This is a genomic window from Planomonospora parontospora (assembly GCA_014647935.1).
Taxonomy (GTDB): Bacteria; Actinomycetota; Actinomycetes; order Streptosporangiales; family Streptosporangiaceae; genus Planomonospora; species Planomonospora parontospora.
In genome coordinates this window covers 335,976-358,872 of sequence record BMQD01000001.1, presented here as the reverse complement: position 1 = coordinate 358,872, position 22,897 = coordinate 335,976, and the positions used below count along the sequence as shown (strand labels likewise).

The 22,897-nt window shown below is 74.4% G+C and carries 24 protein-coding genes; 7 read left to right on the top strand and 17 right to left on the bottom strand.

The window, feature by feature from the left end:
* Nucleotides 1–20: 20 nt before the first annotated feature.
* The 3 genes from wrbA to IEZ07_RS01625 all read right to left on the bottom strand — a co-directional run bounded on the left by wrbA (nt 21) and on the right by IEZ07_RS01625 (nt 2,910).
* Complete coding sequence (wrbA, locus tag IEZ07_RS01635; RefSeq protein WP_191893144.1) at nt 21–638, bottom strand: NAD(P)H:quinone oxidoreductase; 618 nt, start codon at nt 636–638, stop codon at nt 21–23.
* A 343-nt stretch (nt 639–981) separates the two neighbouring features.
* The gene (locus IEZ07_RS01630) at nt 982–2,142 is read right to left on the bottom strand and encodes an alkaline phosphatase PhoX (protein WP_191893143.1); all 1,161 of its coding nucleotides are present in this window, start codon (nt 2,140–2,142) and stop codon (nt 982–984) included.
* Nucleotides 2,143–2,442: 300 nt separating this feature from the next.
* Nucleotides 2,443–2,910, bottom strand: coding sequence for a Dps family protein (locus IEZ07_RS01625; protein WP_191893142.1), 468 nt, complete (start codon nt 2,908–2,910; stop codon nt 2,443–2,445).
* A 115-nt stretch (nt 2,911–3,025) separates the two neighbouring features.
* Here IEZ07_RS01625 and IEZ07_RS01620 point away from each other — a divergent pair, with 115 nt between their 5' ends.
* The 3 genes from IEZ07_RS01620 (at nt 3,026) to mmuM (ending at nt 7,183) form a co-directional block, all read left to right on the top strand.
* Nucleotides 3,026–3,688 (top strand): helix-turn-helix domain-containing protein, encoded by a 663-nt coding sequence (locus IEZ07_RS01620; RefSeq protein WP_191893141.1) that lies wholly within the window; start codon nt 3,026–3,028, stop codon nt 3,686–3,688.
* Nucleotides 3,685–6,210 carry a VIT domain-containing protein gene (locus IEZ07_RS01615; protein ID WP_191893140.1) on the top strand — a complete coding sequence of 842 codons (2,526 nt, stop codon included), beginning with the start codon at nt 3,685–3,687 and terminating at the stop codon, nt 6,208–6,210. Before IEZ07_RS01620 ends, IEZ07_RS01615 begins: the two co-directional genes overlap by 4 nt.
* Nucleotides 6,211–6,319: 109 nt before the next feature.
* Nucleotides 6,320–7,183 (top strand): homocysteine S-methyltransferase, encoded by an 864-nt coding sequence (gene mmuM, locus IEZ07_RS01610; protein ID WP_191893139.1) that lies wholly within the window; start codon nt 6,320–6,322, stop codon nt 7,181–7,183.
* A gap of 55 nt (nt 7,184–7,238) precedes the next feature.
* On the opposite strand, the gene IEZ07_RS01605 is transcribed toward mmuM, so the two are convergent.
* On the bottom strand, nt 7,239–7,691 hold the full coding sequence (locus IEZ07_RS01605; protein WP_301549296.1) for a DoxX family protein: 453 nt from the start codon (nt 7,689–7,691) through the stop codon (nt 7,239–7,241).
* Between the two features lie 64 nt (nt 7,692–7,755).
* Here IEZ07_RS01605 and IEZ07_RS01600 point away from each other — a divergent pair, with 64 nt between their 5' ends.
* Nucleotides 7,756–8,232 carry a MarR family winged helix-turn-helix transcriptional regulator gene (locus tag IEZ07_RS01600; RefSeq protein ID WP_191893138.1) on the top strand — a complete coding sequence of 159 codons (477 nt, stop codon included), beginning with the start codon at nt 7,756–7,758 and terminating at the stop codon, nt 8,230–8,232.
* A gap of 20 nt (nt 8,233–8,252) precedes the next feature.
* Here IEZ07_RS01600 and IEZ07_RS01595 read toward each other — a convergent pair whose 3' ends face one another.
* The 3 genes from IEZ07_RS01595 to IEZ07_RS01585 all read right to left on the bottom strand — a co-directional run bounded on the left by IEZ07_RS01595 (nt 8,253) and on the right by IEZ07_RS01585 (nt 9,840).
* Nucleotides 8,253–8,612 (bottom strand): FluC/FEX family fluoride channel, encoded by a 360-nt coding sequence (locus IEZ07_RS01595; protein WP_191893137.1) that lies wholly within the window; start codon nt 8,610–8,612, stop codon nt 8,253–8,255.
* A complete protein-coding gene (locus tag IEZ07_RS01590) occupies nt 8,609–9,046 on the bottom strand; it encodes a FluC/FEX family fluoride channel (protein WP_191893136.1) in 438 nt (145 codons plus the stop codon). Before IEZ07_RS01590 ends, IEZ07_RS01595 begins: the two co-directional genes overlap by 4 nt.
* 80 nt (nt 9,047–9,126) lie before the next feature.
* Nucleotides 9,127–9,840, bottom strand: coding sequence for a lysophospholipid acyltransferase family protein (locus IEZ07_RS01585; RefSeq protein ID WP_068894242.1), 714 nt, complete (start codon nt 9,838–9,840; stop codon nt 9,127–9,129).
* Nucleotides 9,841–9,989: 149 nt separating this feature from the next.
* Here IEZ07_RS01585 and IEZ07_RS01580 point away from each other — a divergent pair, with 149 nt between their 5' ends.
* Together IEZ07_RS01580 and IEZ07_RS01575 are read left to right on the top strand one after the other, a co-directional pair.
* Nucleotides 9,990–10,754, top strand: a complete 765-nt coding sequence (locus IEZ07_RS01580; RefSeq protein WP_191893135.1) for an alpha/beta hydrolase — start codon at nt 9,990–9,992, stop codon at nt 10,752–10,754.
* A 68-nt stretch (nt 10,755–10,822) separates the two neighbouring features.
* Entirely contained in the window at nt 10,823–11,305 is a 483-nt protein-coding gene (locus IEZ07_RS01575; protein ID WP_191893134.1) for a hypothetical protein, read from the top strand.
* Nucleotides 11,306–11,327: 22 nt separating this feature from the next.
* Here IEZ07_RS01575 and IEZ07_RS01570 read toward each other — a convergent pair whose 3' ends face one another.
* The 7 genes from IEZ07_RS01570 to IEZ07_RS01540 all read right to left on the bottom strand — a co-directional run bounded on the left by IEZ07_RS01570 (nt 11,328) and on the right by IEZ07_RS01540 (nt 17,487).
* Nucleotides 11,328–12,479 (bottom strand): WD40/YVTN/BNR-like repeat-containing protein, encoded by a 1,152-nt coding sequence (locus IEZ07_RS01570; RefSeq protein WP_191893133.1) that lies wholly within the window; start codon nt 12,477–12,479, stop codon nt 11,328–11,330.
* A 172-nt stretch (nt 12,480–12,651) separates the two neighbouring features.
* The gene (locus IEZ07_RS01565; protein ID WP_307729002.1) at nt 12,652–13,371 is read right to left on the bottom strand and encodes an endonuclease/exonuclease/phosphatase family protein; all 720 of its coding nucleotides are present in this window, start codon (nt 13,369–13,371) and stop codon (nt 12,652–12,654) included.
* Nucleotides 13,372–13,526: 155 nt separating this feature from the next.
* Nucleotides 13,527–14,471 (bottom strand): ROK family glucokinase, encoded by a 945-nt coding sequence (locus IEZ07_RS01560; RefSeq protein ID WP_191893131.1) that lies wholly within the window; start codon nt 14,469–14,471, stop codon nt 13,527–13,529.
* Between the two features lie 22 nt (nt 14,472–14,493).
* The gene (locus IEZ07_RS01555) at nt 14,494–15,060 is read right to left on the bottom strand and encodes a DUF5304 family protein (protein WP_191893130.1); all 567 of its coding nucleotides are present in this window, start codon (nt 15,058–15,060) and stop codon (nt 14,494–14,496) included.
* On the bottom strand, nt 15,053–16,222 hold the full coding sequence (locus IEZ07_RS01550) for an ArsA family ATPase (RefSeq protein ID WP_191893129.1): 1,170 nt from the start codon (nt 16,220–16,222) through the stop codon (nt 15,053–15,055). Before IEZ07_RS01550 ends, IEZ07_RS01555 begins: the two co-directional genes overlap by 8 nt.
* Nucleotides 16,219–16,656, bottom strand: coding sequence for an SRPBCC family protein (locus IEZ07_RS01545; RefSeq protein ID WP_191893128.1), 438 nt, complete (start codon nt 16,654–16,656; stop codon nt 16,219–16,221). The genes IEZ07_RS01550 and IEZ07_RS01545 overlap by 4 nt, the downstream gene beginning before the upstream one ends.
* A gap of 63 nt (nt 16,657–16,719) precedes the next feature.
* Nucleotides 16,720–17,487 carry a metallophosphoesterase family protein gene (locus IEZ07_RS01540; RefSeq protein WP_191893127.1) on the bottom strand — a complete coding sequence of 256 codons (768 nt, stop codon included), beginning with the start codon at nt 17,485–17,487 and terminating at the stop codon, nt 16,720–16,722.
* A gap of 231 nt (nt 17,488–17,718) precedes the next feature.
* On the opposite strand from IEZ07_RS01540, the gene IEZ07_RS01535 reads away from it, so the two are divergent.
* On the top strand, nt 17,719–19,524 hold the full coding sequence (locus tag IEZ07_RS01535) for an AMP-dependent synthetase/ligase (RefSeq protein ID WP_191893126.1): 1,806 nt from the start codon (nt 17,719–17,721) through the stop codon (nt 19,522–19,524).
* Nucleotides 19,525–19,637: 113 nt separating this feature from the next.
* Here IEZ07_RS01535 and IEZ07_RS01530 read toward each other — a convergent pair whose 3' ends face one another.
* From IEZ07_RS01530 to IEZ07_RS01520, 3 genes are read right to left on the bottom strand one after another with little or no spacing between them, the layout of a single operon-like run.
* Complete coding sequence (locus IEZ07_RS01530) at nt 19,638–20,768, bottom strand: glycosyltransferase family 4 protein (protein ID WP_191893125.1); 1,131 nt, start codon at nt 20,766–20,768, stop codon at nt 19,638–19,640.
* Nucleotides 20,765–22,057 (bottom strand): M48 family metallopeptidase, encoded by a 1,293-nt coding sequence (locus tag IEZ07_RS01525; RefSeq protein WP_191893124.1) that lies wholly within the window; start codon nt 22,055–22,057, stop codon nt 20,765–20,767. Before IEZ07_RS01525 ends, IEZ07_RS01530 begins: the two co-directional genes overlap by 4 nt.
* The gene (locus IEZ07_RS01520; RefSeq protein ID WP_191893123.1) at nt 22,054–22,833 is read right to left on the bottom strand and encodes a hypothetical protein; all 780 of its coding nucleotides are present in this window, start codon (nt 22,831–22,833) and stop codon (nt 22,054–22,056) included. The genes IEZ07_RS01525 and IEZ07_RS01520 overlap by 4 nt, the downstream gene beginning before the upstream one ends.
* Nucleotides 22,834–22,897: the final 64 nt, after the last annotated feature.

The following is a 22,897-nucleotide window of genomic DNA, read 5'->3' as shown; positions in this document are numbered from 1 at the left end:
CTCACGGCGGGTCCCACGGGTCAGCCCGCGGCTCCGGCCTTCAGCCGCCCGGCGATGGTCACCACCCGCCTGGCCATGTGGTCCAGGGCCGTGTACTGCACGTCGGTCAGCGGGTCGCTGTTGGTGCCGCCGGTGACGTGGGAGACGCCGTAGGGGTTGCCGTCGGCGAACTTCGACGGGTCCGTGTAGCCGGGCGCCACCACCAGCCCGCCGAAGTGGTAGATGGTGTTGTAGAGGGCCAGCAGGGTGGACTCCTGGCCGCCGTGCGCGGTCATGGTCGCGGTGAACCCGGCGTAGACCTTGTCGGCCAGCATCCCCTGCGACCACTGGGGGCCGAGGGTGTCGATGAACTGCTTGAGCTGGCTGGAGACGTTGCCGTAGCGGGTCGGCGTGCCCAGCAGCACCGCGTCGGCCTCCACGATGTCGTCGGGCACGGCCTTCGGCTCGTTCTTGGTGTCGTCGAAGTGCTGGCTCCACGCCGCGTTGGAGGCGATCGCCTCCTCCGGGGCCAGCTCGGGCACCTGCCGGAGCCGGACCCGCGCGCCCGCCTCCTCCGCGGCGCTCGCCAGCCGCCTGGCCATCGCGTGGACGGTGCCGGTCGAGGAGTAGTAGATGACGGAGACTCTCACATCGGTCACGGGTCTGCTCCCTGTCAGGCGGGCGAGCCGCGGAGAAGCGCGGCGAGGAGGCGGGGAGGCGGGCTCTGGCGTTCCCGCCCCGCCTCCGGCACCTACCCCCGGCCGGCGACCGGCGATCCCGCCCGGCCCGGACCCGGACGTGCCGCAGACCGATTCCGGGGCGAGGATCTCCCCGCGCACCACCGCTCCGGCGCATCCCGGCCCCGGAGGCGGGAGAAGGCCACGGGCGGCCCGGAGACCGGGGGAAGGCCACCGGCGGCCGGCGGCGACGGAGCGCCCCCGGGCCGTCCCCGACCGCCCCGGCGGCGACGGGCCGTCCCGGGCGGTGCCGGGAACGGGACGCTCAGCCGCGGAACGGGCCGGTGACCTCGTAGGTGACGCCGTCGGTCCCGGCGGAGTCGCCCCGGGCGCCGCGCTGGGAGGAGAAGTACAGCCGGCGGCCGTCCGGGGAGAAGGCCGGGCCGGTGATCTCCGATCCGGCGTGGCCGTCGACCCTGAGGAACGGCGAGACCAACCGGTCCGGGGTGATCAGGTTGATCTCCATGTTCCCGCCGTCCTCGGCCACGTACAGGTCTCCGGCGGGGGTGCCGGTGATGTTGTCCACCCCGGTCAGCGGGGAGGCGGCGTCGTAGGCGATCTCCAGGCGGCCGTTCTCCGCGTCGTAGGCCCACACCCGGTTGTCGCCCTTGGTGGTGAAGAAGCAGACCCCGCCGTCGTAGTGGCAGCCCTCACCGCCGGAGAAGTGCAGGGCGGCCCCCACCTGGTGCCGGGTCGCCTTCAGCGGCGCGGCGGGATTGGGCACCCGCTCCCAGGTCACCGGCCCGGTGATCGCGCCCCCGCCGCCGCCTTTCCCGCCGCCGCCGTTCCCGCAGAGCACCTCCAGCCGCCCGGCCGTCAGGTCGCCCCACACGTCCGGCCGGAACCGGTAGAAGCAGCCGTCCCGCTCGTCCTCGGTGAGGTAGACCACCTGCCGGTCGGGGTCGCAGGCGGCGGCCTCGTGCTTGAACCGGCCCATGGCCAGGCGCGGCATCGCGGCGCGCCCACCGTACGGGTCGCACTCGAACACGCGGCCCCGCAGGGTCTCCTCGCACGACAGCCAGGTGTTCCAGGGCGTGCGCCCGCCGGCGCAGTTGAGGTTGGTGCCCGAGAGGATCCGGTAGGCGCCGAGGATCTCGCCGCCGGCCCCGAACCTGATCGCCGAGGCCCCGCCGAGCAGCGGGATCTCGGAGTTGGACACGTAGATCCAGCCGGCGCCGTCGGGGAAGCAGGCCCCGCCGTCGGGCGCCGCGTGCCAGAGCATCCCGCCGACCCTGCGGCCGGTGCGGGCGACGATCCTGCTGGTGAAGCCCTCGGGCAGCGCGACGCCGTTCGCGTCGGGCGCGCGGAGCGGCCCGTAGTGGCCCGTCCCCCGCGCAGACACGCACGCGGCCCCCTGCCAGAGGGATCCCGTCAACGCCGCACCCGCGGTCAGTCCTCCGGTGCGCAACAACGTACGGCGGAGCATGGCGCCTCCTCGCTGCCTTCACGGTACGCGGGCCAGTCGACCGGACCCGGGTGAACACGGCCACCGTCCCGATTGAAACTCTGCGGAAACCCGGAAGGCACGCGTTTCGACCGATCCGCTCTGATCGCCGACCGGCCGCGCCCCTCCTCCGGCGGGTCGCGCCCCCCCCTGCGGCCCCTCGGCGGATCGCGGCGCGCGAAGGCGCCCCGGCGCCGGGCCGGGACGCCTTCGCGCACCGCGTCGGGGCGCCCTGGCGGAAAGCACCCGCCGGGGCGCCGCCTCAGCGGCCGGGCGGGCCGTTCAGCGCTGCGCCTGCATCATCCAGTGGTGCTTCTCCACGTCCTGGGTGACGGCGATGAAGATGTCCTGGGTGACGGGGTCGGCCTCGGCGGTGGCGTCGACCCGCTCGCGCATCCTGCGGCCGATGGACTCCAGGATGTCCGTCATCGCCGCGACGACCTTGTCGACGTCCAGGTAGCCGGAGTCGAGCTGGGGCACCTTCGTGGTGCCAGCGATGGCGGACGCGCGGCCGTCGGGCGTGATGTCGAGCGCCACCGCCCGCTCGGCGACGGTGTCGGCGTGCGCCCGCGCGAACCCCACGATCTCGTCCAGGTGCAGGTGGATCTGGCGGAAGTTGCGGCCGATCACATTCCAGTGGGCCTGCTTGCCCAGGAGCGAGAGATCGAGGAGATCGATGAGCGCGCCCTGCAGGGCCTCTCCGACGATCTTCTTGTCACCGGGCTGGAGCGGGCCGGTGATGGTGGCCATGGGACGTACCTCCGTTGTCGGTATCGGTCTGTCTCGTTGCAAACCAGAGCCGCCCATACCCACCGATACCGGACCTATGTTGACACTGTAATAATTGCAGTGTCACTATGAGGGCATGGAATGGACGATCGGCGAACTGGTGGAGCGCGCCTCGGCGGCCCTCCCCCCGGCCGCCCGCCAGGGCGGGCGGGTCAGGGACGTGCCCAACGAGCGCCTCGTCCGGTGGTACGCCACGATCGGCCTGCTCGACCCGCCGGCCGCCCGCCGGGGCCGCGTCGCGCTGTACGGCAGGCGCCACCTGCTCCAGCTGATCGCCGTCAAGCGGCGGCAGGCCGAGGGCCGGAGCATCGCCGAGATCCAGGCCGAGCTCGCCGGGGCGACCGACCAGGCCCTGGAGGCGATCGCCCGCCTCCCCGCCTCCCCGGACGGGAGCCCGGCGCCCCGCGAGGCCCGCCCGCGCTTCTGGACCGGCCCGCCCGCCCCGGCACGGAACGGCCCGCCCGTTCCCCCCGCCCCGGCACGGAACGGCCCGCCCGACCCTCCCACCCCGGCGTGGAACGGGACGCCCGGCTCCCCCTCACCCGCCTCCCCGCCCCCGGTTCCCTCCGCCGCCTCGGCCGTGCCCGCGGTACGGCTGGCCGCGGGCGTGACCCTCCTGCTCGACGGCGCGAGCCGTGTCCCGTCCCACGACGACCTCGCCGGGATCGCCGCCGCGTCCGAGACGCTCCTGGCGGTCCTGCGCGAGCGTGGGCTCGCCTCTCCGGAAGGAAAGCCATGACGATCAACTCCATCACCCCGCTGCGGCCGGACGAGTGCGAGCCGGTCCCCGACGCCGGCCTGGGCGCGCTCGTCACCGAGCGCGGCAACCTGCCCCTGGAGAGCGTGGACGTCGCCGCCGAGGTCGCCGGCCTGGCCGCCGGGGTGACGGTGACGCAGTGCTTCCGCAACGCCTTCGACGTGGCGCTGGAGGCGACCTACGTCTTCCCGCTGCCCGACCGGGCCGCGGTGACGGCCTTCCGCATGGAGGCCGACGGGCACGTCGTCGAGGGTGCGCTGAAGGAGCGCGGCCGGGCCAGGGCCGACTACGACCGGGCGGTCGCCGAGGGACGGCGGGCGGCCATCGCCGAGGAGGACCGGCCCGACGTCTTCACCATCCGGGTCGGCAACATCGTGCCGGGCGAGCGGGTCACCGTACGGCTCACGCTCGACCAGCCGCTCCCCTATGAGGACGGCGCGGCGACGTTCCGCTTCCCGCTGGTCGTCGCCCCCCGCTACATCCCCGGGACCCCGCTCGACGGCGGGCAGGCCGGCGACGGCTGGGCCGCCGACACCGACGCGGTGCCCGACGCCTCGCGCATCACCCCGCCGGTGCTGCTGCCCGGCTTCCCGCACCCGGTGCGGCTCTCGCTCGCGGTCGCGGTCGACGCCGCCGGGCTGGAGCTGCGCGAGGTCCGCTCCAGCCTGCACACCGTCCTGCAGGACGGCCGCACCGTACGGCTGGCGCCCGGTGAGCGGCTGGACCGCGACTTCGTCCTGCGGCTGCACTTCGACGCCTCCACCGCCCTGACCCTCGTCCCCGACCCGGACGGCCCGGGGGACGGAGACGAGGGCACGTTCGCGCTGTCCGTGGTCCCGGAGCCGGGGCCCTCCGCGCCCGCGCCGAAGGACGTCGTGCTGGTGCTGGACCGCTCGGGCAGCATGACCGGCTGGAAGATGGTCGCCGCCCGGCGCGCCGCCGCCCGCATCGTCGACACGCTGACCGGCGACGACCGGTTCGCCGTGCTCGCCTTCGACACCGTGGTGGAGCACCCCGGGCGGCCCGGCGAGGGCGGCGGCGAGCTGGTGCGGGCCACCGACCGCAACCGCTACCGGGCGGTGGAGTACCTCGCCCGGCTGGAGGCGCGCGGCGGCACCGAGATGGTGGAGCCGCTGGAGCGCGCCGCCGCGCTGCTCGGCGACTCCTCCCGGGACCGGGTGCTGGTGCTGGTCACCGACGGGCAGGTGGGCGACGAGGACCGGATCCTGGAGCGGACCGCGGGGCGGCTGGCCGGCGTGCGGGTGCACACGGTCGGCATCGACCAGGCCGTCAACGCGGGCTTCCTGGGCCGGCTGGCCGGGCTCGGCGCGGGCCGGTGCGAGCTGGTGGAGTCGGAGGACCGGCTGGACGAGGCCATGGAGCACATCCACCGCAGGATCGGCGCGCCGCTGGTCACCGACCTGTCCCTGGCGGGAGACGGCCTCGACCCGCTCCCCGGCTCGACCGGCCGCCTCGGCTCGGTCTACCCCGGCGTGCCGCTGACCGTCCACGGCCGCTACCGGGGCGCGGCCGGGGCCTCCGCGAGCGTGGTCCTGCGCGGCCTGGACGCCGCCGGGCGGCCCTGGGAGCGGCGGATCACCGGGACGCGCGCGCACAACCCCGCGGTGCGCTCGATCTGGGCGCGCGCCCGGCTGCGCGACCTGGAGGACCGCTACGCCGCCGGGGACCGCTCGCTGGAGGAGGAGATCGTCTCGACCTCGCTGGAGTACGGCGTGCTCTGCCGGTTCACCGCGTTCGTCGCGGTCGACAGCCGGGTGGCCGCCGAGGGCGGCCCGGAGCACCGGGTGATCCAGCCGGTGGAGCTGCCCCGCGGCTGGGAGACGCCCGCGGCCGCGGCCGCGCCGATGCTCCTGGCCTCGATGCCCCCGACCATGAACGCGGCCATGCCTGCTCCCATGCCCGCCCCGCGGGCGGCCGCTCCCGGCGCACCGCCCGCCTCCCCCGCTCCGGGGTACGGCGCGGGCGCGCCGGGCGGGTCCGCCGGGGCCCTGCCGGAGGCCTTCCCCGGCGCGCTCCCGGACGCCTTCCCGGACACGGAGGCCGGCCCGGTCCCCGACACGGGGATCGGCGCGTTCCCGGACGCGGGCCGCGACGCGTTCCCCGTGCCGCCGGGCGGAGCCCCCGTCCCGCGCGCGCCGATGAGGTCCCGGTCCGTCCCGCGTCCCGCCTCCCCCGCCGGGGTCCCGGCCGGCTCCGGTGCGCCAGGCGACGCCCTGCGCACGCAACTGGCCGAGGAGCTCCGGCGGCTGCGGGCCGCCGAGTCCCTCCCGCCCGCCGAGCGGCTGCGCCTGCTGTCCGACCTGGGCAGCCGCCTGGCCGCCCTGGCCGTCTTCCTCGGCGGCCATCCGGAGCTGGAGGCGCTGGCCGGGGAGCTGGCGTCGGCGGGACCCGGCGCGGACGCGGACGTGCTGTGGCGGCAGGCCGTCCGGACCCTGGAGGCGCTGAGCGAGCCGGAGCGGCGCCGTCCCTTCTGGAAGCGGTGACCGCCGGGCCCGGTGGCCGGCCGGCCGGAGCGGCCGGCCGCCGGGCCGTCCCGGCGGCTTCGAGATCGTCCGCCGGATCACCCCGCCGCCTGTGACGTACAGTGGCGGGGTGGTGATTCTCGACGGCGGTCTGGCCACCCATCTGGAGTCCCTGGGCGCGGACCTGGGCGACGAGCTGTGGTCGGCGAAGCTCCTGGTGGAGGACCCCTCGCTGATCCGGCAGGCCCATCTCGACTACTACGCCGCGGGAGCGCAGGTGGCGACCACGGCGAGTTACCAGGCGAGCATCCCGGCGTTCGTGCGCCGAGGTCTGTCCGCCCGCCGGGCCGAGGAGCTGATCCTGCTCTCGATCCGCCTGGCCGCCGAGGCGCGGGACGCCCACGGCGAGGGCGCGGTGGCCGCCAGCGTCGGCCCGTACGGCGCCTACCTCGCCAACGGCGCCGAGTACACCGGCGACTACGACCTCGACGAGGACGGCCTGGTCGCCTGGCACCGGGAGCGCTGGCACATCCTGGCCGGCGGCGGAGCCGACTTCCTGGCGTGCGAGACCGTCCCGTCGTACGCCGAGGCCCGCGCGCTGAGGCGGCTGCTCGACGAGACCCCGGGCGTGCGGGCGTGGATCAGCTTCTCCTGCCGCGACGGTGAGCGCATCAGCGACGGCACCCCCATACGCCGGGCCGCCGGGTTGTTCGCGGGCCACCCCCAGGTCCTCGCCGTCGGCGTCAACTGCACCGCGCCGCGCCACATCCCCAGCCTGATCGGGCAGATCGAGGGCAAACCCGTCATGGTCTACCCCAACTCCGGCGAGACCTGGGACGCCGCGGCCCGCCGCTGGCGCGGTCTGGCCGACCCGGCCGAGTTCGGCGCGGCGGCTGCGGAATGGCACGCCGCGGGTTCGGACTTCGTCGGCGGCTGCTGCCGTACGACTCCGGAGCACATCCGGCAGATCCGCGAGCACGTCTACGGCGGCTAGGCGTCCTGCCCCGCGAGGCCGTGACGCCCGTACGGCGAGGGCCGTGCGGCAGCGATCAGACCGAGGTCGTGGCGCCCGTACGGCCGCGGCGGTGCTGCCAGAGGGAGTCGACGGCCAGGGCCCCGCCTCCGCTGAAGCCGATCATCAGACTGGCCGCCGCCAGGGCGAGGACGTACTCGTAGCCGCCCTTGTCCGCGGCGAACCCCGCCGACCCGTGGACGAACAGGATCGCGCCGAGCATGTTGAGCGCGAGCAGCGTGCCGAAGACCGGGAGCGCGGCGCCCACGATGAGGGCGATCCCGCCCACGACCTCCAGGACCGCCACCGCCGGCGCCGCCAGGCCCGCCAGAGGGATCCCGACCGACTCGAAGAACGCCGTCGTCCCCGACAGCCCGGAGCTGAACTTCATCCAGCCGTGCACCAAGAAGATCACGCCGATGACGACGCGTCCCACCAGGAACACGATGGGCCTGACTCGATCGATCACACCGAACATGACGCCTCCCATGGTTCGAATTCGAACCACCACCTAAGCAGATAGTTCAAATTCAAACAACCTGTAGACTGAGTGGATGACGGGGACGCGATGGCTCGACGAGCATGAGATGGTCGCGTGGACTGCCTATCTGACCGCCTCCCATCTGCTCGAACGGCGCGTCGAGGAACAGCTGAAAGCGGACGCGGGCTTGACCCACGCCCAGTACGAGATCCTCGCGCGGCTCTCCGCCGCCCCCGGCCGACGGCTCCGCATGACCGAGCTCGCCCGCGGCGTGGTGGCCTCCAAGAGCGGGCTGACCTATCAGATCAGCAGGCTCGAGACGATGGGCCTGGTGACCCGGGAGACCTGCCCCTCCGACGAGCGCGGGGTGCTGGCCGCGCTGACCGGTGAGGGCATGGCGTGTCTCGAACGCACCGCACCGGGCCACGTCGCCGTCGTCCGCGCGCTCCTCATCGACCTGCTGGAGCCGGGCGAACTGGAGACGATGACCCGCGTCATGCGGAAGATGGAGGCGGCGATGCGCGACGATGCGCCCCCGCCATCCCGTTGACCCTGTTCATCCCATCGGTCCTACCAGGCTATCCGGCCGACGGCCGCTCCGGCGAACCCCGCCGCCAGGCCTGCCGCCAGCGTGAGCGCCAGGTTCGCCGCGGCCAGGCGCCGCTCGCCGGCCTCGGCCAGGCGCAGCACGTCGTAGGCGAGCGTGCTGTAGGTGCTCAGCGCCCCGCAGAAGCCGGCGCCGCCCAGAGTGAGCGCCCAGCCCGGGAGCCACCCGGCGGCCGCTCCGGCCGCCAGCAGGCCGAGCAGGAACGAGGCGGCCGTGTTCGCCGCGAGGATCCCCCACGGGAAGCGGGGGCCGGAGCGCGAGGCCGCCAGGTGCCGCAGCGCCGCCCCGGCCGCTCCGCCCAGCGCCACCAGCAGCACGCTCATCCCGCCCGGCGCTCCCGCCGCGCCCGCTGCGCCCGCCTTGCCAGGACCGTCCCGGCGAGTGCCGCCGACACCGCCAGGACCGGGGTGGCGACGAGATAGGAGAGTGCCGTGGCCGGCCGGCCCAGACGGACCAGTTCCTCCACGTCCACGGCGAAGGAGGAGAAGGTGGTGAACCCGCCCAGCACCCCGGTGGACAGGAAGGACCCGGCCAGCGGGTGGGGCTCCAGCGCCACGAGCACCACGACGAGCGCCCCGATCAGCAGGCAGCCGAGGACGTTGACCGCCAGGGTGGTCCAGGGGAAGCCACCCGGCGCGGTCGGCAGCGCCGCGCCCAGGCCGTGGCGGGCCAGCGCGCCGAGCGCGCCGCCGCAGGCGACCGCGGCGGTAGCGGTGGCGGCCCGCGGCGGTCCGGCCCGGAGCGGGCGCCCGGGCAAGGGGCGGAACGAGAAACGGGACCGGGCCCGCGGCCGGAGCCGGGCCGGACGGCGGGGCCCGGGCGGGTCCCCCGCGCCGTTCAACGCCGCCCGGCCTTCTTCGCCTCCTTCGCCGCCTGGGCCGCCTCGGCCTTGGCGCTCGCGGCGTACTTGTCGACGTACTCCTGGCCGCCCAGCTCCATCAGGGCGTACATGATCTCGTCGGTGACGGCGCGCAGGACCAGGCGGTCCTCCTCCATGCCGTAGTAGCGGGAGAAGTCCAGCGGCTTGCCGAACCTCACGCCCGGGCGGATGCCCAGGCGCGGGAGGGGGCGGCCGGGGGGCATCATCTCGAAGGTGCTGACCATCGCCCACGGGATGACCGGCGCACGGGACTCCAGCGCCAGCCGCGCCACACCGGTCTTGCCCTTGTAGAGGCGGCCGTCGTGGGAACGGGTACCCTCGGGGTAGATGCCGAGCACGTTGCCCTCGCTCAGCACGCGCAGGCCGGTGCGGATCGCCGCCTCGCTGGCCTTGCCTCCGGAGCGGTCGATCGGCACGGTGCCGACGCCGCTGAAGAAGGCCCGGCTGAGCATCCCCTTGAGGCCCCTGCCCGTGAAGTACTCGGCCTTGCCGAGGGAGATCACCTTGCGCGGAAGGAACAACGCCCCGAAGAAGTGGTCGGCGAACGACAGGTGGTTGCCGGCCAGGATCACCGGGCCCTCCTTCGGCACGTTCTCCACCCCCTCCTCCCAGGGGCGGAAGATCAGACGGAGAAGGGGCGCGAGGATGGCCTTCACCACCCAGTAGAACACTCGATGCTCCTTTGGTTGACAGGAAGCGACCTGGAGTTATCTTCCCACCTCGAGGCTCCGTCACCTACACCGCCAAACCGCACAAATCACCCTCTCGCAAAACAGGCCCCGAACATGCGACGATCAGGCAAGCCTGACAAGGAGTCACAATGCCAATCATGTCCGGCGCGGAACCGTACCACCACGCGGGAGGCCCGGTCGGGGTGCTGCTCTGCCACGGCTTCACCGGCTCTCCGCAGTCGCTGCGGCCCTGGGCGGAGCACCTCGCCGAGGCGGGGCTGACCGTGGCGCTGCCCCGGCTCCCCGGGCACGGCACCACCTGGCAGGAGATGAACCGCACCCGCTGGGAGGACTGGTACGCCGAGCTGGACAAGACGCTGGCGGACCTGCGGGGGCGGTGCCCCGAGGTCTTCGTGGCGGGCCTGTCACTGGGCGGATGCATGGCGCTGCGCCTGGCCGAGGTGCACGGCGAGGGCATCAGGGGCGTGGTCGTCGTCAACCCCTCGATCGCCAACGACGTCCCGCTGCTCAGGCTCGCGCCGCTGCTGCGGTTGTTCGTCCCCTCGGTCCAGGGGGTCGCGGGCGACATCAAGAAGGAGGGGACGGTCGAGGTGGGCTACACGCGCACCCCGGTCAAGGCCGCGGCGAGCCTCCCCCGTCTCTGGGCGCTGACCCAGGCCGAGCTGGACAGGGTGACCCAGCCCGTTCTGGTCTTCCACAGCCCGCAGGACCATGTGGTCAAGCCGACCAGTGTGCGTATTCTTCGTGAGAGGCTGACCGGGGGGAATCTGGACGTGGTCGAGCTCGCCGACAGCTACCACGTCGCGACGCTCGACAACGACGCCGACCGGATCTTTGCGGAGAGCCTGGAGTTCATCAGGACGAACGCCTCTGTACCCTTGCAGAGAGACTGATCGCCAGCGGGGGATGCGCGGTCTCCGGAGAAGGAAGTGATCAGGCCATGAGCGACGGGCCCAGCTAGGTGACACCGCAGAGCGACGAGGACGAGGTCTGGCGGCAGATCGTCGCGTCCTTCAACGATACCGCCGAGCGCGACTCGGCCGACCAGCCGTGGCCGGACAGCGAGAACCTCCCCGCCGATCCCCCGCGCCGGGTGGTCAGGATCCCGGAGGAGGACGGCCTCCCCGTGGCGGAGGAGGACGGCCGCACCGACGCCGGCACCGACTCCGATCCCGCCGCCGGGCAGGAGGACGACGAGGGGCACTACGTGCCTCCTCCGCCGCCGCCGCTGCCCAAGACCGACGCCACCGCCAAGATCGCGTGGACGGCCCTGTTCGGCGGTCCCGCCTACCTGCTGGTGACCGCCGCGGCCGGGTGGGAGCTGCGCGGCTGGGCGCTGTTCACCGCGGTCGCCGCGTTCATCGGCGGTTTCGTGGCGCTGGTGGTGCGGATGGGGGACGGCCCGCCCGGCGGCTCCGGCTGGGACGACGGCGCCGTCCTCTGAGCCCCCGCGTCCGGGCCGGACCTCACGACCTGGACCGGGCGGAGTCTCCCTGGCCGGCCGGGCTCTTCGTCGCGAAGCGCTCGATCACGTCGGTGTAGCGCCCGTTGCCGTCCACCACGTGGCCGACGGTCCAGATCGTGCCCGTGCCGGGCAGGTAGGCCGCCGACTGGAGCCTGATCGTCCGGGGGGCCGAGGGCGGAGCGCCGTGCAGCGTCTTGACCCTGCGGCCGTCGTAACGGAGCAGGAACGCCTCCCCCGGACGCGTCAGGTCGACTCCGGAGATCCAGAAGCGGTTCTTGCGGTCGCCGGTCACGCCGTACAGCCGCACGTCCTGGTCGGGCAGGTCCACCCTGGACCACTTCTTGCCGTTCCAGGACAGGACCAGCGGGACGACCTGCCCCGAGTCGCGGTAGACGCCGCCGACGGCCAGTGCGCGCCTGGACCCGTTGAGGTGGACGTCGCGCAGGTAGCCGCCAGGGATGTCCGGAGCGGGGAAGGACTTCCACTGCCCGCCGGACGACCTCATGATCAGCGGTTTGCCGCCGGTGTCGCCGACCGCCCAGCCGTCCCCCTTGGCGGTCACCGCGACGCCGTACAGCGTGCCGCGCCCTTCGGCGGCGGTGAGCGTCCACTTCCCGCCCGAACCGGTGACGATCAGCGGTTGCCTGGCGCGGCGTCCCACGGCGACCACCCGGTCCGGGACGGCCGCCACCCCGCCCAGCCAGTCGCCCACGTGCAGGGTGTCGACGGTGACCCGGTCGAAGGCCGAGCCGTCCCCCCTCGCGAGGTACGGCAGGCCGTCGTGGCCCTCCCCCACCGCCCACAGCTCGGTCGCCGACGCCGCCGCGACCGAGCGCAGGAGCCCGGCCCCGGTGGGGTCGTTGCGGATGGGGACCTCGGTCCAGGTCCGGCCGTTCCAGTGGGTGATGGCCCCCCGGCTCTGCCAGACGTCCCACACGCTCTGCTGGCCCACCGCCCACACGTTCCCGGCGGAGAGCCCGGCGACGTCGGACAGGGATCCGTCACTGCTCAGCCGGGCGGTCGCCGGTGCCTGCCAGGCCTCCGCCGCGGGCGGGCGGACGGGATCGGCGTGCGCGGCCGGCGCGTGCAGGAAGGGCAGAAGCAGGCCTCCCGCGCACAGCGCCAGGGCACGCCGCGGAAGGCGACGGGTCATGCACCAAATGGTACGGGTGATGCCCGCTCCATGTGTGCGGCTCCCCGTCCTCGGCCGTACCCCCGGCCGCCTCCCGCGGTACGCGCCCGGCGGGGACACCCTGCCCCGCCCTGTCCGGCGCGCCCTGCGCGGGCGGCGCGTCCCCTCGCGGGCGCGGCCCCCGCGGGCGCGTTCAGCCGCGGGGGTCGCGCCCGTGGGGGGACCGGGCGCAGTCCAGCTCGGCGACCACCGGCAGGTGGTCGGTGGCGGCGGCCAGGTCGGCGGGGTCCGCCTCGATCCCGCCGCAGGAGACCACGGAGACGCCCGCCACCGCGAAGACCGCGTCGATGCGCTTGCCCGGGTTCCGGGCGGGGAAGGTGAGGCCGTCGCCGCGCGGCGAGACGGCGTAGCAGTCGGCCAGCCGCCCGGTGAGGTGCCGCCAGGCGGGCTGGTGCGCCTGCTCGTTGATGTCCCCCGCGAGCACGGGCAGCGCACCGAACCGGCCGGCGACCTCCTCGACCAGGTCCAGCGCCTCGCCGGCGTGGTGCAGCCGGGCTTCCTGGTCGAGATCCAGGTGGACGCAGCCGACGGCCACCCGGGCGCCCTCCGCCTCCACCACGGCGATCGCGATCGCCCGCCGTTCCAGACCGGGGAAGTGTCTCAGCAGGCGGCCCTCGCCGTGCAGCAGCCGTACGCCCGGTCCGGTCAGCACGGCCAGGCCCCCCGCCCGCAGCCCCGCGGCGACCCGCAGGCCGCCGAAGGCGGCCAGCCGCCGCCGTCTGCAGCGCCAGCACAGGAAGCGGGGCGCCTCCTGCACGCAGAGCACGTCGGCGCGGAGGGCGGCGACCACCCGCCCCAGCGCCGCGACGTCGTCGCGCATGGAACGCACGTTGTAGCTGGCGACCCTGAGCACCACGGTGACCTCGCAGGTGACCTCGCGCCGACGGGAACGTCAGCGTAACCGCGGCGGGGACCCCGTGCCAGCGCCTCCGGCCGCCCGGCGGGCGCCTTCCGGTCGCCTCCTCCGGTCGGCGACTCCGATCGACGCCTCCGGCCGGCGCCTTCCGGTCAGCGCCGGCGGGCGAGGTCGGCGGCGCCGACGAGGCCGGCGGAGGCACCGAGCTCGGCCAGGCGGATGTCGGCCAAGGGGCGGTGGCCCCGGCCGGTCAGGTGGCGGCCGAAGGAGTCGCGGACCTGGTCGATCCAGAGGTCGGCGGCGCGCGAGACGCCGCCGCCGAGGATGAAGCAGCCGGGGTCGAGCACCGCGGCGAGGTCGCTCAGTCCCCGGCCGAGCCACTCGGCCATCGAGGAGAATGCGGCCAGCGCCGCCGGATCGCCCTCGCGGGCGGCGTCGGTGATCTCGGGGCCCTCGATGTCGGCGGGGCCGCCCCCGGCGATCTCCAGCAGCCGGGCCGCCCGCGCCGGGTCGGCCTCCGCGATCAGCCTGGCCTCGGTGACCAGCGCGTTGCCGCTGGCGTACTGCTCCCAGCAGCCGAGGTTGCCGCAGCCGCACAGGCGCCCCTCGGGGACCACCTGCATGTGCCCGAACTCGGCGCCCATGCCCCAGCGGCCCCGGTAGAGGGCGCCGTCCAGCACCATGCCGCCGCCGATGCCGGTGCCGACGGTCACGCACACGACGTGGCTCTCCCCGCGGCCCGCGCCGAACCTCGCCTCGGCCCACGCCATCGCGTTGGCGTCGTTCTCCACCACGACGGGCAGGCCGATCAGGTCGGAGACCTTCTTCTGCAGCGGCTCCTCACGCCAGGCGAGGTTGGGCGCGAACCGTACCAGCGAGCGGGTCTCGTCGATGAACCCGGCGGCGCCGAGACCGACGGCCTCGACCTCCCGGTCCTTCGCCAGCTCCGCCACCGCGTCGGCGATGGTGTCCGCGACGCGTTCGGGGTTGTCGGCCGGAGTGGGCCGCAGAGACTGCGCGACGATCCGCCCGCCGTCGTCCACGACGCCCGCCGCGATCTTGGTGCCGCCGATGTCAACGCCGATGGTCAGCGCCATCTCTCACCCTTTCCCTCTGGGCTCACCCCAGGTCGATGTGCTCCACGGGGGTGTCCTCCCGCGAGGCCTCACGCTCCCGCGCCCGCTGCGCGGCCGAGGGCCTGTTCAGCGCGTCGACGGCCGACTTGAACGCGGCGAAGAGCTCGGAGCCGGCCTGCACCAGGTGGTCGGTCACCTGGCCGCCGGACTCGCGCTGCGCCGCCATGGCGCGGCAGACGGGGCAGGCGCGGCAGATGTACTCCTCGTCGTGGTCGGAGACCGCCTCCTCCCACACGTCCCTGGCGCCGCGGCCGCCTCCGGAGAACGCGCTGCCGAACCCGGTCATCGTGCCCTTGACCAGGTTCTTGCGCAGTTCCCGCGCGGCCTTGCGCTGGAGCGCGTCGAAGAGCTTGAGCGCCTCCTCGGCCGCGTTCCCGAGCGGGTCGCCCCCGCCGCCCCGGGGGGCGCCGGGGCCCGCCGTCCCGGCGGTGTCCCCGGTCCCGCGGTCCGCTCTCCCCTCGCTCCCGGCTTCGCGGCCGTTCCGGTCGTGCCGGCCGGTCTGATCGCTCACGCCGTCCGGGTTGCTGGTGTTTCCGGTGTTCTCAGTCATCTGGCCCTCCCGATTGGAACCGTACCCGCAGACGGCCGTCCGAGAGCGCGGCGTCCCGCACGCCCCTGCGGGCCAGTGCCGCGGGCAGAGCCAGGACCCTGCGGTAGGGGCCCACGGTGACGATCAGCTCGTCGCCCTTCCTGGCCAGGTCCACCTCGCCCTTCTCGGCGAGCGGCAGGGTCAGCAGGAGCTCGCCCTCGGCGGTGATCCGCAGCGGCGGCTCCCCTCCGGGCGGGGCGAAGGGATCGGTCCGGCCGTACATGGCCTCGGCGACGCGGGCCAGCGCGTCCGGGCCGACGGGCTCGGCGTCCAGGTAGGGGACGGTGTGCACGGGCAGCGGCGCGAAGGACTCCGCCACCTCGGCCAGGTGCCTGGTCTGGGCGGCCACCCACCGCTCCCGCCACGGGTCGGCCCCCTCGGCGGGGAAGACGCGGTTGGCGATCGCGGCGTCGACGCGGTAGCCGTACAGGCTGAGGGAGGTGAGCGTGCGGCGGGCCTCGGCGAGCACCACGGCCTCGGGGGTGAGCACCAGCCGGACGCTGGCGTCCGGGCCGGTGAGCAGCTCGCGGACCTCCATCAGCGCCCGGTGCAGGCGCTCGCCCGCGCCGACCACGTGGTCGTCCGGGACGCTGACCATCGCCACCCGGCGCACCAGCGGGGAGAGCGTGCGCAGCAGCCGCCTGCCGACCGGGAGCAGCCGGTTGACGTGCCAGTCGAGGGCCTCGGGCAGGGCGAGCAGCCGGAGCGTCTCGGCGGTGGGCGCGCAGTCGACGACGATCACGTCCCAGCGCCCGGTCGCGGCCTGCTCGCGCAGCTCCAGCAGGGCGATGACCTCCTCCGCGCCGGGCAGCACCGTGATCTCCTCGGCGGTGACCGCGTCGAGGCCCAGCTCGGCGAAGACCCCGCGGGCGTAGTCGCGCAGCTCGCCCCACTGGCGCTCCAGCGACCGCTGCGTGTCGACCTGGTGCAGGTAGAGGCAGGGCTCGATCTCGGAGGGCTCGGCGGCGGCGGTCACCCCGAGCGCGTCGGCCAGCGAGTGCGCGGTGTCGGTGGAGACCACCAGCGTCTTGAGGCCGGACCTGGCCGCGAGGACGGCGGTGGCCGCCGCCGCGGTCGTCTTGCCGACCCCGCCCTTGCCCGTGAAGAGCAGGACCCGCGTCATGCGCTCTCGACGCGCTTCTTCAGCCCCTTCAGGGCGGTGTCGATGATGACCTTCTCCGCCTTCCGCTTGATCATGCCGATCATCGGGACCTTGAGGTCCACGGCGAGCTCGTAGGTCACCTCGGTGCCGCCGCCCGTCTCGGCCAGGCGGTAGCTGCCGGTGAGGCCGGAGACCATCTTCCCGCCCTCGGCGACGACCCAGTCGACGGACTCGTCGCCGTGCCAGGTGTAGGCGAGGGAGTACTCGTCACTGATCACGCCCGCGTCCAGGACGAACCTGACCCGCTCCGGGCGGCCGTCCGGCCCGGTGGACAGGACCTGCGCGGACTTCACCTGCCCCGCCCACTCGGGGTAGGCGCCGAAGTCGGCGATCACCGTCATGATGGTCGACCGGTCCGCGCCGATCGTGATGCTCGAGGTCGTGCGATCAGCCATGGGGTTACCGTACTACCGCTTCCCCCGCGCCCGCCTCAGCCCGGCGATCTCACCGCCCCGGCCTCACCACTCCAGCACGAAGGGCGTCCCGGTGCCCCGGAAGTGGCCCACGTTGACGCACTCGGTCCGGCCGATCCGCACCCGGCTCGCCAGGGGCTGGTGCACGTGGCCGAAGAGGGCGTAGCGCGGCCGGGTCCGCCTGATCGCCTCCAGGGTCGCCTCGCTGCCCCGCTCGAAACGGCGGGCGACGACGTCGTAGAGGAGCTCGGGGACCGCCGGGGGGATGTGGCAGCAGAGCACGTCCACCTCGCCGACCGCCTCGACCTTGCGGGCGAACTCCTCGTCGTCGATCTCGTTCGGCGTCCGGTACGGCGTGCGCAGCCCGCCTCCGACGAAACCGAACCGCAGGCCGCCGATCTCGGCGGTCTCCCCGTCCAGCACGCGGTGGCCCGGGCGGGCGTACTCCGGCCAGTAGCGCGGCAGGTCCACGTTGCCGGGGGTGAGGTAGGCCGGGACGGGCATCGCGGCGAAGAGCTCGCCGTACTGGCGGCGGACGGAGCGTTCGATGTGGTCGCGCGGGTCGCCGTCCAGCGACGCCCAGAGCCCGGCGGACATGGCGCGGGCCTCGTCGAACCGCTTGGCGGTGCGCAGCGCGATGAACTCGGCGGCCCGCTCCGCGCCGAAGAGCTCGGCGAAGATGCCCTGGGAGTGGTCGTCGTAGTCGACGAAGAGGATCAGGTCCCCCAGGCAGACCAGCGCGTCGGCGCCGTCCCCCGCGCGGGCCAGGGCGTCGGCCCTTCCGTGCACATCGCTGACGACATGAACCCGCATGGCGGACATCCTAGCCAGTCGGCGTCCGGCCCTTCGGTCCAGAATTCCGACATAAGTAACAAATGGGATGCGACGCCTCGGACGACGGTCGCTTCAGGGGGTCCCACAGGAGGAGGCTGATAGCGTGAAATCGCCCTTCGTAACGCCTGGGTGACGAAACTACCCACGCGTAACTTATCGCGATAACTTCCTGTTGACCCATCTCGATCCGTGCGTATTCAGGAGTGACCCGTGCGCGAGTACAGCGTTCCCGTGCTGGTGGACGTCCCCTCTTCCGCCAACCTGACCGACACGGTGTTCCAGCGCGCCGAGCGGGAACCGGGCGCCGTCGCCCTGCGCCGGAAGGTCGGCGAGGACTGGGTCGCCGTCACCGCCGGGGAGTTCCGCGACCAGGTCGCCGCCGTGGCCAAGGGTCTGATCGCCGCGGGCGTCGAGCCGGGCGACCGGGTGGCCCTGATGTCGCGCACCCGCTACGAGTGGACCGTGATCGACTACGCGATCTGGTCCGCCGGCGCGGTCGGCGTGCCGGTCTACGAGACCTCCTCCGCCGAGCAGGTGAAGTGGATCGTCTCCGACAGCGGCGCCAAGGCGATCTTCGTGGAGCTGGAGTCCCACGAGGAGACCGTCCGCGAGGTCCTTCCCGAGCTCGGCGGGCTGGAGCACGTCTGGCGCATCGAGGGCGGTGCGGGCGGCGGGGCCGTCGCCGAGCTGACCGCGGCCGGCGCCGGGGTCTCCGACGGGACGCTGGAGGAGCGCAGGAGCGGGCGCGGCATCGCCGACCTGGCCACGATCGTCTACACCTCCGGCACCACCGGCCTGCCCAAGGGCTGCCGGCTGACCCACGACAACCTGCTGTTCACCGCGCGGAACGTGGCCCACGGCCCGCTGGAGCGGCTGTTCACCGTGGAGAACCGCTCCGTGCTGCTCTTCCTGCCGCTCGCGCACGTGTTCGCCCGCGTCATCCAGCTCGTGCTCATCGAGACCGGCACGGTCATGGGGCACACCCCGAACATGAAGAACGTCGCCCCCGACCTGCAGGCGTTCAAGCCCACCTTCCTGCTCGGCGTGCCGCGCGTGTTCGAGAAGGTCTACAACGGCGCCGAGCAGAAGGCCACGGCCGAGGGCAAGGCCAAGATCTTCCACGCCGCGGCGGGCACGGCCATCGCGTGGAGCCGGGCGGAGTCCTCCGGCGGCGCCGGGCTCGGCCTCAGGCTCAAGCACGCCCTGTTCGACAAGCTGGTCTACGGCAAGCTGCGCGCCGCCACCGGCGGCAACCTGCGCACCGCCGTGACCGGCGGTTCGGCCCTGGGCGAGCGGCTGGGCCACTTCTTCCGGGGTGTGGGCATCGAGGTCCTGGAGGGCTGGGGCCTGACCGAGACCTCCGCGCCCTCCACGGTCAACATGCCCGGCGCCAACAAGATCGGCACCGTCGGCAAGCCGTTCCCCGGCGTCACCGTCGGCATCGCCGACGACGGGGAGATCCTCGTCAAGGGCCGCCACATCTTCAAGGGCTACTGGAAGAACGACGAGGCCACCGCCGAGGCGATCGACGCCGACGGCTGGTTCCACACCGGCGACATCGGCGAGCTCGACGCCGAGGGCTACGTGCGCATCACCGGCCGCAAGAAGGAGATCCTCGTCACCGCGGCGGGCAAGAACGTCGCCCCCGCCCCGCTGGAGGACCGCATCCGCGCCCACCCCCTGGTCAGCCAGGCGCTGGTGGTCGGCGACGACAGGCCGTTCGTCGCCGCGCTGGTCACCCTCGACCCCGAGGCGCTGGAGCCGTGGAAGGCCGCCAACGGCCGGGAGGGGGCCACCCTGGCCGAGCTCAGCACCGACCCGGTGATCGTCGCCGAGGTGCAGAAGGCCGTCGACGACGCCAACCGGTCGGTCTCCAAGGCCGAGCAGATCAGGAAGTTCACGATCCTCGACATCGAGCTCAGCGAGGAGACCGGGCACGTCACGCCGAAGCAGTCGATCAAGCGCAACGTCGTGATGCGCGACTTCGCCAAGCAGGTCGACGAGCTGTACGGCTGAGCCCGCGGAGCCGCGGTCCCGGGGCGGCCGCGCTCCGCCCGCCCCGCCCGCTCCGGGACCGCGCCTGCTCCGGGACCGCGCCTGCTCCGGGCACCCGGTTCCGGCCGCGTCCTTCAGAGGTCCGGGTCCAGGATCCGGAGGAACCGGGACGCCACCAGGTCCCAGCTCCACTCCCGGCCGGCCCACTCGCGCCCGCGCTCCCCCATCGCCCGGGCGCGGGCCGGATCGCCGAGCAGCTCCACCAGCGCGGCCGCCACCGCCCCGGCCGAGCCGCCGTCCACGACGAGGCCGGTCTCACCGTGCAGCACCGCGTCGGGCGCCCCGCCCGAGGAGCCCGCCAGCACCGGCAGCCCGCTGGCCGACGCCTCCAGGTAGACAATGCCGAGCCCCTCGACGTCGATGCCGCCCAGCCGGGTGCGGCAGGGCATCGCGAACACGTCCCCCAGGGCGAAGTAGCCGGGCAGGTCCTCGGCGGTCACGGACCCGGTCAGCCGGACCGAGTCGCGCAGGCCCAGGCGGCCGGCCAGCCGTTCCAGGCTCCCCCGGTACGGCCCGCCGCCGACCAGCAGCAGCCGGGCGTCCGGCACTGCCCGCAGCACCCGGGGCCAGGCGCGGAGCAGCGTGTCCTGGCCCTTGCGCGGCACCAGCCGGGAGACGCAGACCACCACCGGCCCGGCGGCGCACCACGACCGGAGCGCGGAGCCCTTCCCGGACGGCTTCGCCCCCGGGGAGAACACGCCGGTGTCCACCCCCGGCGCGAGCCGTACCAGCTTCTCCTCCGGGATCACCGCGGCGAGCAGCCGCCGGGTGTACTCACCCAGGTAGGTGACCGCGTCGGCATGGCCGCCGATCGCGGCCAGCAGCCGCCGGGCCGCCGGGACGCGGGCCCAGGACGCCTCGTGGCCGTGGGTCAGCATCACGACGCGCTCCGCCCCCGCCGCCCGGAGCCGCGGCGCGAGCAGGCCGAGCGGGGCCGCCGCCCCGAACACCACCGTGTCGCACTTGTGCTCGGCGAGCAGGCCGGCGGCCCGGCGGGCCACCGGCGGGGTGGGGAGCATCAGCGAGGTGGGGTGGCGCACGACGGGGTACGGCTGGCGCGCGTCGAACGCCTCGCACCCGGCCCAGCGGGGGGCGTAGACGACCACCGAGCCCGGGGGCATGCGGACGGCGAGCCCGTGCACGAACGACTGGATGCCGCCGGGGCGGGGCGGGAAGTCGTTGGTGACGATCAGCGTGCGCTTCACGGCTCCGGCAGGCCGTTCAGCGCGGCCCAGGAGCGCGCCGCGGCGATCCGCTCCGGGATGGCGGGGTGGGAGGCATAAAGAACATATTCAACGACATCTGGTGATAAATCAGAAATATTGGCCACGGCCAGCCGCTTCTGCATGGCCGCGAACGTGACCGGGTCCCGCGTCAGGTTCAGCGCGTGCACGTCGGCCCGGGCCTCGATCTGCCTGCTGACCGCGTTCTGCACCGGCCCGGAGAGCACGGTGGCCAGGCTCAGCAGCCCCATGACCAGACCGGCGGCCCGCGGGTCGGCCGGCGAGGCGCCCCCGCTGCGCCGGCGCACCGGGCCCGACGAGGCGACGAGGTACAGCAGGCACGCCCCGCAGGCCGCGCCCAGCGCGCCGACCAGCGTGCCGTACAGCACGTCCCCGCTGGCGGCGTGGCCCAGCTCGTGCGCCACGACCAGCTCGACCTCCTCGGCCGGTGCCCGCAGCAGCGTGTCGTAGACCACGATCCTGCGGGTCGCGCCGAATCCGGAGACGTAGGCGTTGAGCGCGGTGGTCCGGCGGGAGGCGTCGGCGACGAGCACGTCCTCGACCGGCACGCCGTCGCGCTCGGCCATGGCGAGCAGGTCGTCGCGGAGCGGCCCGGCGGCCATCGGCGAGAAGTCGTTGAAGACCGGCTCCACCAGCACCGGATAGGCGAAGGAGACGGTCACGGTCAGTGTGAAGGCGCCCAGCGCGGCGGGGATCCACCAGCGCGCGAAGCGCCGGGCCAGCGCGACGACGGCCAGCACCATGACCGCGGTGAGCGCGGTCCTGATCCCGATGTTCTTGAGCCGGTCGGCGGTCCACGACGGCCAGTCCTGCGTGGACAGGCCGTAGTCCCGCAGGTGGACCTCCTGCCACATCCCGAGCGGCCAGCGCACGAGCTCCACCGCCACCGTGACGGCGAGCACGCCGAGCAGCACCCGCAGCCACCACCGTCCCCCCGGAAGCCGTTCCAGCAGCCGCGCGCCCAGCGGGGTGGCCACCAGCAGCCCGGCCACCACCAGGGTCAGGCCGAGCGACAGGTAGGCGGGCGGGCCCACCACGGCGTCGAACGCCTGGGACCGGGCGATCTGCCCGGCGGTGAAGTCGCGGGCCGGGTCCGGCTCCACCCGCGGCGCCGCCGCGGGCAGCGCCCGCCACGGCGTGCTGAGCGCCACGACCGCCAGGGTGACCGCGCCGAGGGCGGCCAGCGCCCACCCCGCCGCCCGCGGGCTCCCGGGCCGGGCGCCGGGCGCCCGCGCGGTGCTCGACGTCATGCGAGTTCCTTCCGGAGGTGGTCGCGCCAGCCCGCGGTGAACTCCGCCGCGGTCAGGCCGAGCGTGGTCCCGACATCGCTACCGTAGAGCCTCACGAGGGCCCGCTCGCCGAAACGTGCGGCGACGTAGCGGCAGGCGAGCCAGGCCTCCTCGTAGACCTGCGGGAGCCGCGCCCCGCCGGGGGCGAAGTCCCCCGGACCGGGCAGCCGGTCCGGCAGCACGCCCGCCCGCACCTCCCGGGCCAGCTCCGCGGCGACCCGGCGGACGTCCAGCCCCGTGCCCGCGTAGCCGACGTAGTCGGCGAACCCCTCCGACAGCCACATCGGCACCCGGCCGCCCCGGGTCGCGCCGGTGGCCACGTGGACGAGCTCGTGGGTGAGGACCACGTCCCTGCCGACCTCGCTGAGCCGCGCGTAGCCGCCCGGCAGGACGACCACCCGGTCCGCGGTGGCCAGCGCGGCCAGCCCGCGCGTGGCCGCGACCCCGGAGGCGCCCGCGAGCACCGCGGCCTGCGCGTCGGTCTCCGGGAACAGGACCACCGGGCGGACGGGCCCCCAGATCGCGGCGATCCTGCGGCGGGCGCGGTCGGCCCGGGCGGCGAGGTCCGCCAGCAGACCGGCGACGGCGCGGTCCCCGACGACGACCGAGCCCTCCCCGCGGACCACGACGGCTCCCGGCCACGGGACGGCCGGGAGCGGCGCGGACGCGGCCAGCGCGGCGCCCGTGAGCGCCAGCATCCCGGCGAGTACGGCGCGGCGCCCCTGGGGGACGGACATGTGCGCCGATGCTACGCGACGCGGGTCGGCGGATCCGCCCGGGCGCCGGGCACGGAGCGGTCCC

Bases quoted from the DNA above. Each gene is read 5' to 3' on its own strand.
- IEZ07_RS01605 (WP_301549296.1), bottom strand. From the start codon at position 7,691: ATGGGAGGCGTCATGTTCGGTGTGATCGATCGAGTCAGGCCCATCGTG.
- IEZ07_RS01525 (WP_191893124.1), bottom strand. From the start codon at position 22,057: ATGACGTCGAGCACCGCGCGGGCGCCCGGCGCCCGGCCCGGGAGCCCG.
- IEZ07_RS01595 (WP_191893137.1), bottom strand. From the start codon at position 8,612: ATGAGCGTGCTGCTGGTGGCGCTGGGCGGAGCGGCCGGGGCGGCGCTG.
- IEZ07_RS01630 (WP_191893143.1), bottom strand. From the start codon at position 2,142: ATGCTCCGCCGTACGTTGTTGCGCACCGGAGGACTGACCGCGGGTGCG.
- IEZ07_RS01570 (WP_191893133.1), bottom strand. From the start codon at position 12,479: ATGACCCGTCGCCTTCCGCGGCGTGCCCTGGCGCTGTGCGCGGGAGGC.
- IEZ07_RS01520 (WP_191893123.1), bottom strand. From the start codon at position 22,833: ATGTCCGTCCCCCAGGGGCGCCGCGCCGTACTCGCCGGGATGCTGGCG.
- IEZ07_RS01550 (WP_191893129.1), bottom strand. From the start codon at position 16,222: ATGACGCGGGTCCTGCTCTTCACGGGCAAGGGCGGGGTCGGCAAGACG.
- IEZ07_RS01600 (WP_191893138.1), top strand. From the start codon at position 7,756: ATGACGGGGACGCGATGGCTCGACGAGCATGAGATGGTCGCGTGGACT.
- IEZ07_RS01620 (WP_191893141.1), top strand. From the start codon at position 3,026: ATGGAATGGACGATCGGCGAACTGGTGGAGCGCGCCTCGGCGGCCCTC.
- IEZ07_RS01545 (WP_191893128.1), bottom strand. From the start codon at position 16,656: ATGGCTGATCGCACGACCTCGAGCATCACGATCGGCGCGGACCGGTCG.
- IEZ07_RS01580 (WP_191893135.1), top strand. From the start codon at position 9,990: ATGCCAATCATGTCCGGCGCGGAACCGTACCACCACGCGGGAGGCCCG.
- IEZ07_RS01615 (WP_191893140.1), top strand. From the start codon at position 3,685: ATGACGATCAACTCCATCACCCCGCTGCGGCCGGACGAGTGCGAGCCG.
- IEZ07_RS01540 (WP_191893127.1), bottom strand. From the start codon at position 17,487: ATGCGGGTTCATGTCGTCAGCGATGTGCACGGAAGGGCCGACGCCCTG.
- IEZ07_RS01560 (WP_191893131.1), bottom strand. From the start codon at position 14,471: ATGGCGCTGACCATCGGCGTTGACATCGGCGGCACCAAGATCGCGGCG.
- IEZ07_RS01625 (WP_191893142.1), bottom strand. From the start codon at position 2,910: ATGGCCACCATCACCGGCCCGCTCCAGCCCGGTGACAAGAAGATCGTC.
- IEZ07_RS01555 (WP_191893130.1), bottom strand. From the start codon at position 15,060: ATGACTGAGAACACCGGAAACACCAGCAACCCGGACGGCGTGAGCGAT.